The 11,924-nt window shown below is 41.8% G+C and carries 6 protein-coding genes and 1 pseudogene; all 7 read left to right on the top strand.

Going from position 1 to position 11,924, the window contains the following annotated elements:
- Nucleotides 1–698 precede the first annotated feature (698 nt).
- The 7 genes and pseudogenes from HCG69_RS13140 (at nt 699) to HCG69_RS13170 (ending at nt 11,727) form a co-directional block, all read left to right on the top strand.
- Nucleotides 699–1,583, top strand: coding sequence for a LytTR family transcriptional regulator DNA-binding domain-containing protein (locus HCG69_RS13140; protein ID WP_221650398.1), 885 nt, complete (start codon nt 699–701; stop codon nt 1,581–1,583).
- A 102-nt stretch (nt 1,584–1,685) separates the two neighbouring features.
- Nucleotides 1,686–3,627, top strand: a pseudogene (locus tag HCG69_RS13145) (TonB-dependent receptor plug domain-containing protein).
- A 12-nt stretch (nt 3,628–3,639) separates the two neighbouring features.
- Nucleotides 3,640–4,047, top strand: a complete 408-nt coding sequence (locus tag HCG69_RS13150) for a DUF2141 domain-containing protein (protein WP_221650400.1) — start codon at nt 3,640–3,642, stop codon at nt 4,045–4,047.
- A 91-nt stretch (nt 4,048–4,138) separates the two neighbouring features.
- The gene (locus tag HCG69_RS13155; RefSeq protein ID WP_221650401.1) at nt 4,139–5,152 is read left to right on the top strand and encodes a porin; all 1,014 of its coding nucleotides are present in this window, start codon (nt 4,139–4,141) and stop codon (nt 5,150–5,152) included.
- A 100-nt stretch (nt 5,153–5,252) separates the two neighbouring features.
- Entirely contained in the window at nt 5,253–5,546 is a 294-nt protein-coding gene (locus HCG69_RS13160) for a nucleotidyltransferase family protein (RefSeq protein ID WP_221650407.1), read from the top strand.
- Nucleotides 5,530–5,904, top strand: a complete 375-nt coding sequence (locus tag HCG69_RS13165; RefSeq protein ID WP_002559307.1) for a DUF86 domain-containing protein — start codon at nt 5,530–5,532, stop codon at nt 5,902–5,904. Before HCG69_RS13160 ends, HCG69_RS13165 begins: the two co-directional genes overlap by 17 nt.
- A gap of 141 nt (nt 5,905–6,045) precedes the next feature.
- Complete coding sequence (locus tag HCG69_RS13170) at nt 6,046–11,727, top strand: alpha-2-macroglobulin family protein (RefSeq protein WP_221650402.1); 5,682 nt, start codon at nt 6,046–6,048, stop codon at nt 11,725–11,727.
- Nucleotides 11,728–11,924: the final 197 nt, after the last annotated feature.

Raw genomic sequence — 11,924 nt, forward strand, 5'->3', positions numbered from 1 at the left:
GCTGCTATTCCTCTTTTATATAAGAATGTCATATTTTATAAATCTTTATTAGGTTTCTCTACGATGATCTGGTCGAAACTCTACGAGAAATGGGTCGTTTCTCGTAGAGTTTTTACTCGTTTCTCGTAGAGTGAAAATGCTGAAATGTAACATCTTGATATATAGACTGTTGTAAATAGTGATGCGTGTTGAGTCTTTTTATCATTAAAGTGTTGTATTTTATTCTTTCTATTAATTATTGATATATTATAAATCTTTACAAACATTGTGCTTGGCTGAATGTAATTCCTATTATGGTGTGTCTATAGGTTAACATTGTTAATGCAAAATTTTAACGATATAACTTTCGTAGGCAAGAGTGTACAATTTTGCACTCTATAAATGTACATTTTTGCGTGACTATAGTGTACAACCTTGTACTTTAAAAGTGTACACTTTTGTATACCTTGTCTTTGTGATCCTATTCTTGTTGAAAATCAGTGGTTTAAGATTATTGTGACGATCTTATTCAGCTCTTTGATTCATTCTTTCGAATATTTATAATTCTTTTTTTGATAACTATAGTATCGGTAGGAGCTTGTTTATAGTATTCTATGACTCTTTGAGGAGTGATCAAAAACGCTCCGATTGTTTTTTGAGTGATTCTTTTCAGTTATGGTAACAAATGCTTTACTTTGTAGTAGATAAAAGATATTCGCATGAAAAAACTGCTTAATTACCTTAATAGTCCTTATCCTGTATTTTATCAGCGCTGGAAGATTGCAGTGATCTCATCTGTTATTGTGTTTTTAATATTAGCTTTGTTACAGCCGTTTGGTATAAGCAGTATCGGACATCATAAATTGGGTATCTTATTGGGATATATGGCAGTGACAGCAGTGTTTCTCTGTATTCCGGTTTATTTGTTCCCTGCGTTATTTCCGGCGTATTATGAGGATGATCGCTGGACGGTTGGGAAACATATTCTTAGTCAGGTATATATTTTCTTTTTTATAGCCATTGGAAACTGGCTTTATTCCGCCATTGTATTCAATTGGGGATTTCGCCTGGATATTTTTTACAGCTTCCTGCTTTGTACGGTGATCATAGGCTTTTTTCCCTCTGTACTTTTTATCTTGCTGAACCGAAACCGGCTATTGGCCTTCCATCTCAAAGAAGCTACAGAAATGAATTTGCATCTTCAGAGATCGGCTGCTACTGCAAATGTTGAAAGAGTGGAGCGGGAGGATACTGTGATTCTTTTTGCAGGTGGTGTCAAAGAAGTATTGGAAGTGAATACATCCGATTTGTTTTTCGTAGAGGCGGATGGTAATTATGTGAAGATAACTTATCGGAAGAGTCATGAACCGGTAAGAAAGCTGCTACGTATGACAATGAAGCAGGCTGAAGAGGCAACGGCTGTTTATCCTTTCATTATTAAGTGTCATCGTGCATTCCTGGTCAACTTACATGCAGTGTCCCGGGTGAGTGGAAACTCGCAGGGATATCGTCTTTCGCTCGATGGCTGTGAAGAGGAAATACCCGTTTCACGTGCTTATGGCAAAGAGATCAAAACACTGATAGAGAACATGAATGAGGCATAGCCGTTCGTCACAAAACAAAGCAATTCGTCACAACGAATAGGTCATTTATCACATATCCGGGCTGTCTGTCCCGGATATTTTTTTCCCTCTGTTCTTTCCTTTATGTTTGCCGGTGAAAACGTTAGCAAGCAAAAAAATGAAAGATCTGTTTTTTATCTCAATCGTAGCTTTGTTTCTCTTTTCTGTTCATGTGCAGTCGCAGGTAGCAGTAAAAGACGCAATATTTCTTACCTCTTTTTCAGATAGTGTTTCACTGGATGAAGTGGTAGTAAAAGGAAGCAAAACTCCCCAAATGAACAGTCGTTGGAGTAATATGCAACCTGTGGAACTGGTAACTGTGGGAGGAGCAAGCGGTAATCTGTATCAGGCATTGAAGACTCTTCCCGGTACACAAATACAGGGAGAAAGCGGACGTTTGCTGGTACGCGGTGGAAGCAGTGACGAAACGCAAACTTATATAGACGGTATGCATGTTCTCAATCCTTATACTACTACCGGTACAAATATCCCGGCACGCGGACGGTATTCCCCCTTTATGTTCAGTGGTATCAATCTCTCTACAGGCGGGCATTCACAAGAGTATGGTGAAGCCTTATCGGCTGTACTTCCTTTGGAAACGAAAGATGATAGCCCGATTAATAAAGTGGGGATGAGCCCTTCTACTGTTGGTATAGGTGGTGGCGGGAATCGCTCTTTTAGAAAAGGCTCTATTGCTTTGAATCTCGATTATCAGAATCTTGCTTTTTATAATAAAGTATATCCGGGAAGAGTAAACTTTGAGAAACCATATGAACTGTTTTCGGGAGCTACCCAGTTTCGTTATCTACCTGCTGAGAATGTAATTTTTAAGATATATGCCGGCTATGACCGGACAGATTTTTCTAACTATACCGGTGAAGACTGTCGTCTGTTCCGCCTGAAAGAAGACAATGTCTATTTGAATGCCACCATCCGTACGAAAACGTCTTCCGGTTGGAACTGGTTTGCCGGAGTAGCTTACTCTTTTTTTGATCGAAAAGTAGGGGGAGCTGCTGTAAGCGATGACAATTGGAACGAACGTCAGAGCGAACTACATCTGAAAGCAAAGCTGACTAAACGCTTGCGCCCTTTTTTGCAACTGGATATGGGAGTGGAATCTTTCCTTCGCCAATATAGAACTCGCTATTCTTTCGGGCTTCTTGCCGCTCAAAAGAATATTGCCCCAACGGTAGAAGCCGGATTTGTTACAGCTACTCTTTATCCGTTTGAGAATTTGAAAGCCGAACTCTCTTTCAGAACCGAGTATACATCTCTGAACCGGAAGATAAGTTATTCTCCCCGTCTGGCACTTCGTTATACCTGGAATGAGATTGTATTCTCAGCTACGTTGGGTCGTTATACCCAATCGGCAGATAATAAATATCTGGCACAACAGACTTCTTTGCGTTCCGAAGCTTGTGAACAGTATAATGTAGGAGTTTTGTACGAAGCAGCAGGGCGTTTCTATAAAGCAGAGGTATATTACAAAAGGTACAATCGTCTTACACTTTTTACTCCCGATGGTCTGACTTCGGGCGGATATGGGAACAGTAAAGGAATTGATCTTTATTTTGAAGATCGTTCTTTATTAAAAAACTTTGAGTATTATCTTTCTTATTCCTTCAATCTATCTAAACGCAAATGTTTGGAGTACAGTGAACTGACTACTCCGCAGTATGCCACCCGCCATAATGCTTCTTTGGTATTGAAATATACTATTCCCAGGCTGCGTACTATTATTGGCCTTACGGAAGGGATTGCGAGTGGGCGTCCATATCATAATCCCAATCGTCCCGGTCTGATGAATGATGAAGCAAAACCATATAACAGCCTTGATTTAGGCATTACTTTTCTGGCTACTAAGAAGATAATTATACATGCTTCGGCCACCAATATACTTTGCCGTAAGAATGAGTTCGGACGAATAGATGGTATCCCGTTACGAGCTTCCAGTGATCATTTCTTCTATCTCGGTGTCTTCATCACCTTAGGTAAGAAAGCTGCTTACGATGTTTCTAATTTTTAAATACATGTGATTATGAAAACAAATCTGATTTTCTTATTTTTAGTTTTTGCAAGTGTAATAGGTAGTGCTCAGACATTAACCTTGAAAGTAGAAGGTATAGAGAACGTGAAAGGGTATCTCTATGTTGGTATTTACAACTCTACGGAGTCATTCATGAAGAAACCTGTATTTGGATTCAGAGTGCCGGTGCAGGATTCGGTTATGGTCGTTCCCTGTCAGGGACTACCTGCCGGTACGTATGCCATTTCATTGTTTCAGGATGAGAATGAGAATGGAGTATTGGATACCGGCTCTTTCGGACGTCCGACGGAGAAGTTTGGCTTCAGTAATAATGCTGAAGGTGTAATGGGAGCACCAGCTTATAAGAAGTGCGTTTTTGAGTTCAGGCAGGATATGATGATGAAGATTCAGTTGAAATAGTTTATTATCAAAGCTTTCTTTCTGTTTTTTTTATATATTTGTGCCGACAACAAAAAGTAAAGCTATTTATGCCTTTATTAAGATAATTGCTATGCGAAATACACTTTTTATTTTATTTATGTTTCTATTTTCCTGCTCTCTGGTGGCACAAGAGACATTGGGTAAAGTGGTGAATACCCTGAAAGAACGTATTAACTTATCGGCATATGCCCAGTTGGGATATACCTATAACAGTGCAGCCGATCCGGATAATACATTTGATATCAAACGGGTTATTTTTATGGCAGACGGGAAGATTACAGAACGTTGGTCATGTTATTTTATGTATGACTTTGCAGTCAGTTCCTTGCAGGAATTATATACAAGTTATCAGTTCCTGCCGGGACTTTCTGTTCGCGTAGGGCAGTTTAAAACACCCTATACCATGGAAAATCAGTTATCACCTACAACGGTGGAGCTGATAAATTGCTATTCTTTACCGGCATGTTATCTGGTTGGTATCAATGGAAGTGATGTTCTTTGTTCTGCAAGCGGGGGGCGGGATATCGGTTTGATGATTTATGGCGATTTGTTTAAAAAACTGCTGACTTATAAAGTGGCGTTGATGAACGGGCAAGGTATAAACACAAAAGATAAGAATTCTCAAAAGGATGTAGTGGGTTATCTGTCGGTGAACCCTTTAGAGTGGCTTACTGTGGGTACTTCCTTTGTTATCGGTAAGGGGCATTCGGTTGCGGGAGCACCAATTCATGGAATAGAACCGGGTGAAAACTACCGGCGCAACCGCTGGAGTGTGGGAGCTTTCTTAACAGGAGAAAAGGCGAGCTTGCGTACGGAGTTTATGTTAGGCAAAGATGCTGATGTGAAAAGTAACGGGGGATATGCTACGGGATGTGTCCGGATTATTCGTAATGTGGAAGCCGTTGCTTCTTATGAATATTTAAACCGGGATGTCGTTGCAGAAGATAAGCAATCAAATTATATGGCTGGTTTACAATACTGGTTTTATCCGAAGTGTCGTCTTCAGGTTCAATATACTCGTTTGAGTCCGAAACATAACGATCCTTCGGATCTGGTACAGGCTCAGGTGCAGGTACGGTTTTGACTGAAGGAGGATAACTATTTGTTTTTTTTCAAAAGATTCTGTTATTTATTCAATAGTTTGTATCTTTACGCATCATGTTACTAATAGTTGAGAATGAATGATGAAAACTAAAAATGAATATATAGCTGATGTTAGGCAATTTAAAGAGAAGTTTGCCTCTAAATATGGTATTCGCTCAATCGGTATTTTTGGTTCTGTTGCCCGGGGGGAACATCGGTTGGATAGCGATTTAGATGTGTTCGTAGAGTTGGAAGAGGCAGATCCGTTCACGATGTTTGATATTCGGGAAGCACTTGAATCTCTGTGTGGCTGCAAAGTTGATTTGCTTCGTTTGCGAAAAGGGTTGCGTGATTTATTGCTTAAAAGAATAGAACAGGATGGAATCTACATTTAAAGAGGAAATTACGGATAAGTTAGCTCAAATATTAGAGTCTGTTGAAGTGATTGAGGAGCGGTGTAAGAGTTATCAGAATATTGATGATTTCTTGCAAACACCGTGGGGGATGACAATACTTGATGCTTGTATTTTGCGTTTGCAGGTTATTGGTGAGACAATAAAAGCCATTGACGATAAGACTAGACAGGCTTTGTTTATCCGGTATCCGCAGATTCCCTGGCGTAAAGTGATTGGTTTACGGAATATTATTTCGCATGAATATGCCAATATTGATTATGAAATTATCTGGACAGTGATACGTAAACACCTTCCTCCTTTGAAAGAGACAATATTGCTTATAAAGGAAGAACTATAATTCAATAATATACGATAGAGAATTATATAAAAATGTAGAGTCTAAAAAAGACCCTACATTTTTTTTAAGCTAAAAAGTGCCATTCTTTAAACTTTATTCTGTTTCTTTGTTCTAATATAAAGTGACTTAAACTTTGAACATATGAGAATAAAACAGATTTGCATGATGGTATTGCTTGCTTTAGGAGTAGCCCCCTGGGCAAATGCGCAGACGTTTGACAAATTATGGAAACAAGTGGATCAGGCTGAACAGAAAAGTCTGCCACAAACAGTTATTCAGTTGACAAACGAGATTTATAAGAAGGCGGAAACAGAGAAAAACTCTCCGCAAATGCTGAAAGCATACACGTGGCGGATGAAGTACCGCGAGATACTGACTCCCGATAGCTTTTATGTAAGCCTGAACGGGCTGGAGCAGTGGGCTAAGACTGCGGAAAAACCGATGGACCGTGCCGTACTGAATTCGTTGATAGCGGGTATCTACTCCGACTATGCCTCCCGTAACCGCTGGCAGATATTCCAACGGCCGAATATTGTGGATGAAACTCCTTCTGCTGATATACGTGAATGGAGCGGAAATATGTTTGTGCAACAGGTGATGCAGCATACTACAGAGGCTTTGAAAGACAAAGAGTTGTTATTGGCTACGTCCGCACGTATCTATATCCCGTTTGTAGAGTTAGGTGATGCCAGCGAATATTATCGCCACGATATGCTTCATCTGTTGGGTAGCCGTGGAGTAGATGCATTGAGAAATGTAAATGGGCTGGATAAAGACTCTGTTGTGAATGCCGGCATTGAGAATATCTATCAGGAGATGCTTGATACTTACAAAAGGGTTAATATGGATGATGGCTACGTGCTCACCATGCTCAATTATCTGGACTGGCGGCGTAACTCCGATAATACCTTTGTTCCCTACCGTGCGCCACAAAAGTTGATAGGGTTGACGCAAGACCCTTATCTGGCCGGACTTGACAAGTTACGGACTGAGTTTAAAGCTCATGATATTTGTGCCGAAGTTTATTTGGCTAAAGCAAGATATGCTATTGAGAAAGGACAACAGGCAATGGCTTTACAGATTTGTGATGAGGCTGTCAGGCTGTATCCGGGCTACAAACGTATCAATGCTTTAAAGAATCTGAAACTGGAGATTCTGAATCCCGCTTTGTATGTACGTGCTGATGAAGTCGCTTATCCCGGTGCCGACATGAAGTTGATGGTTAACCATAAGAATCTGGATGGTTTTACTGTACGTTTGTATCAAGAGAAGAAGTTAGTGGCAGAAGAACATTATTCTTTGCTTCGTCCCGAAAACTATCAGGAACAGGATACTGTTTTCACCTTCAAAGCTCCCGCAGAAGGTAACTATGTGATGCGTATTGTTCCCGATAGCAAAGCAAGAGAAAACAGTGAAAGCAAACTGAATGTGACACGCTTCAAGGTATTGACATTACGTTTGCCGGGTGATCAGTATGAAGTGATAGCCCTCGACTGTATGAGCGGGCAACCTATTGAAGGAGTTGTTATTACACTTTATACCAATGATGAAAAGAAACTGACGGAGTTCACTACCAATGCGGAAGGAAAAGCTAAGTTCCCTTATAAACGAGAATATCGTTACCTCACTGCTACCAAAGGACAGGATATGGCAATGCCTCTGCAAGGTATTTACGGAGGCAACTATACTTACTATACCGATAATAAACCTGCTGATTATGTGAAACTTCTGACAGATCGTTCGCTTTATCGTCCGGGACAAACGGTTTATGTGAAAGGGATTGCTTATGAGCAGCAACTGGATACGGCCAATGTGTTAGCTAACCGTACTTATACGTTGACCCTTACCGATGCTAACCGACAGGAAGTAGGCAGGAGAGAACTTCGGACCAATGAGTTTGGTTCTTTTGCAACAGAATTTACATTGCCTGCTGCCTGTATGAACGGTACATTTACACTATCTACAGAAAAAGGTACAACAACGATTCGTGTGGAAGAGTACAAACGTCCTACCTTTGATATTACTTTCGATAAGCTGACAGGCTCTTACAGCCTGGGTGATAAGGTAGAGGTAAAAGGCTCTGTTAAGACCTTTAGTGGTGTTTCGTTGCAGGATTTACCGGTAAATTACACCGTTACCCGTTTCTTACGTTTCGGTTGGAGAGGGGTACAGACGGGTGTAGAACCCATTGCTTCGGGGAGCGTGTTACTCAACGAAGACGGACAATTCACTGTTCCGGTGTTGCTGGAAGGTGATAAGAAGATGGATTTAGGGTATTATGTTTTCCGGATAGATGCAACGGTCACCAATGTGGCGGGAGAAACACAGACTTCTTCTTATAACGTGAGTGTAGGCAATCGCTCCATGACACTGGGAGCTAACATTCAGAATCCGCTATGCAAAGATGATTCCATCCGGCTTACTTTTATTGCTACCAATCTTGATGGGCAGCCCGTGAGCGTAGAAGGGACTTATAAACTGTATCCGGTTGCAGACGGTGCAAAATCCGAAGATGCGATAAAGGGGACTCCGGCCTTTACCGGAACTTTTGTATCCAATAAGGATACACTTCTTCCGGGATGGACCTCCGTGCCTTCGGGAGAATATCTGTTAGTGATGTCTGCAAAAGATGACCAGGGACGGGAAGTGACTAATAAAGAAGAAGTTATTCTCTTCTCAACTGCTGACAAACGTCCTCCGGTAAATATTCCGGTATGGTATTATGCCGGGAATACATCGTTTGATGCTGCGCATCCGGCTGTATTCTATTTGGGTACTTCAAAGAAAGATGCATACGTCATGATGAATCTATTTAGTGGCAATACAATGCTCGAAAGCAGGATATTGCGCCTGTCCGATTCTATAGAACGTTTTGAATTCCCCTATAAAGAGGCGTATGGCAATGGATTGTCTGCTACATTCTGTTTTGTAAAAGACGGTGGAGTCAATCAGCAAACGGTGAGAATGACAAAGCGTCTGCCGGACAAAACCTTGACGATGAAGTGGGACGTGTTCCGTGACAAACTGCGTCCCGGTCAGGAGGAAGAGTGGAAACTCACGATTAAAACTCCACAAGGAATGCCGGCCATGGCCGAGATGTTAGCTACCATGTACGATGCTTCGTTGGATAAAATATGGAAAGATACTCAGAGCTTGAAGTTGATTTATAACCTTTCACTGCCCATTGCTCGTTGGATGGATGGGTACTGGGGAATGAATTCCTACAATTACTGGTTTCCATATAAGAGTCTGAAGGTGCTTCCTATGACGTATGACCGGTTCATTATCCCGGGTGTTGTCGGGATGGTTCCCGAAACTGAGATATATACTTATGGCTCTACGGCTGCCAGAGGCGTAAGAATACGAGGCTTAGCGAAATCCGAAGCAAATGCTCCGATGATGTCTATGGTATCAAAAGAAGCTGCCAGTGATAAAGCTGATGTTGTTTTCACAGAAGAACTGGCAGAAGGAGCAGCGGGAGAAACTCTTCCCGAGGCTACGGAAGAACTGCGTACAAACTTTGCGGAAACTGCTTTCTTCTATCCGCAACTTCGGACCAATGAGCAGGGCGAAGTCTCTTTCTCATTTACTATGCCACAAAGCCTTACCCGCTGGAATTTCCGTGGATATGCCCATACCAAAGGCATGCTGACTGGAATGATCGACGGATCGGCAGTGACCAGCAAAGAGTTTATGCTGACACCGAATCTGCCCCGTTTTGTCCGTGTAGGTGATAATACCTCTGTTGCTGCCTCAGTAGCAAACCTTACCGGAAAGAACCTTGCCGGAACAGTCAGTTTTATTCTCTTTGATCCGATGACGGAGAAGATAATTAGTACACAGAAACAGAAGTTTGCTGTAGAAGCCGGACGCACTACCGGTGTTAATTTCCTGTTTACCGTTACTGATAAGTATGATGTATTGGGGTGCCGTATGATTGCTGACGGTGGTTCGTTCAGCGATGGTGAACAGCATCTGTTACCGGTACTCAGTAATAAAGCCAATCTGGTAGAGACTGTGCCGATGCCTGTTCGTGGAGAAGAGACACGGGTTTTCTCACTCGACAGTTTGTTCAACGACCACAGTAAGTCGGCAACCGACCGTCGCCTGACCATCGAGTTCACCGGTAATCCTGCCTGGTATGCAATACAGGCTTTACCTTCACTGAGCATGCCCGATAACAGTGATGCTATCTCCTGGGCTACTGCTTATTATGCAAATACATTAGCTTCGTACATTATGAACTCACAGCCGCGTATTAAAGCTGTGTTTGATAGCTGGAAACTGCAAGGTGGAACGAAAGAAACATTCCTTAGTAACCTGCAAAAGAATCAGGAAGTGAAGAATATTCTTTTGTCCGAGTCTCCCTGGGTAATGGAAGCGAAAACCGAAGAAGAGCAGAAAGAGCGTATTGCAACGTTATTCGACCTGAATAATATACGCAATAATAATATCACAGCCCTTACTCGTCTGAAGGAACTTCAGCAGCCCGACGGTTCCTGGGCATGGTATAAAGGAATGAATGGTAGCCGGTATATCACCAATTATATTGTAGAGTTGAATGCCCGTCTTGCCATGCTGACTGGTAAACCATTGGAGGGAGATGCTTTGGTTATGCAGCGTACTGCTCTCAGCTTCCTCAATAAAGAAGTGCTGGAAGAGTATAAAAATATCCGTAAGGCAGAGAAGAATGGCGATAAAGTGAAAGGGCTTTCTGCTTCAGCATTGAAATATCTCTACCTTATTGCTATTTCCGGTGAGCAGATCCCACTTGCAGAGAATCAGACTGCTTACAATTACTTCCTTTCAAAAGTAGCCGAAACGCTGACTACCCGTTCTATGACCGATAAGGCACTTGCTGCCATTGTTCTGGAGAAGGCCGGACATAAGAAAGAAGCGTTGGAATTCATAGCTTCTTTGAAGGAGTTTTTGACAAAGACGGATGAACAGGGTATGTTCTTTGCTTTCAATGAGAACCCGTATTCATGGGGCGGTTTGCAAATCCCGGCACATGTGATGGTGATGGAAGCCCTTGAACTTGTTTCCGGCGATTCGTCAACGGTAGAGGAAATGAAACTCTGGCTTTTGAAACAGAAGCAGACACAGGCATGGGATTCTCCGGTGACTACTGCAGATGCTGTTTATGCATTGTTGCAAGGTGGTACCAAGCTGCTCGAAAGTCAGGGAGATGTACGTATTATTATTGCCAATGAAGTGCTGGAAACACTTTCACCTGCCAAGACAACCGTTCCCGGATTAGGATATATCAAGAAGACATTTACTGATAAGAAAGTGGTAGACGCCCGTAAAGTAACTGTTGAGAAAAGAGATGCCGGAATAGCCTGGGGAGCTGTTTATGCACAATATCAGGAAGATATGAGCCAGGTGAAACAGCAAGGTGGTGAGTTGAATGTAGATAAGAAACTGTATGTAGAACGCTTGGTGAATAACGTTCGTCAGTTGCAGCCTGTTACAGCCGGTACGGAACTTGTTGTTGGCGACAAGGTTGTTTCACGTTTGACGATTCGCCTGGATCGTCCGATGGATTTCATCCAACTGAAAGATCAGCGTGCTGCTTGCTTTGAACCTATAGAAACACTTTCCGGTTATCGTTGGAACAATGGATTTGGATATTATGTCGATATAAAAGATGCATTTACCAATTTCTTCTTTGACGGATTGGGTAAGGGAGTCTTTGTATTGGAATACAGCTACCGTATCAGTCGTTCCGGAACGTATGAAACCGGATTGGCAACGCTCCAGAGTGCTTATGCTCCGGAGTATGTTTCCCACTCTGCTTCAATGAAAGTGACGGTGAAATAAGTGCTGATTCGAAGACGGTTGCACTTATTATAAAATACTGATTGTATTGGAACGCAGATTAACACAGATTTTCGCAAAGAATATGAAGAGAAAGAGTTGTAATCTCTTGTCTTTGCGTCAATCCTTTAGATTTGCATCATAATAAATAGAGGTTGAAATATTATCTTTGTAGTTAAAACAAGTTAACCAAGGAAAGC

It is taken from the genome of Bacteroides sp. K03 (assembly GCF_019734355.1).
In the GTDB taxonomy this organism is placed as follows: Bacteria; Bacteroidota; Bacteroidia; order Bacteroidales; family Bacteroidaceae; genus Bacteroides; species Bacteroides nordii.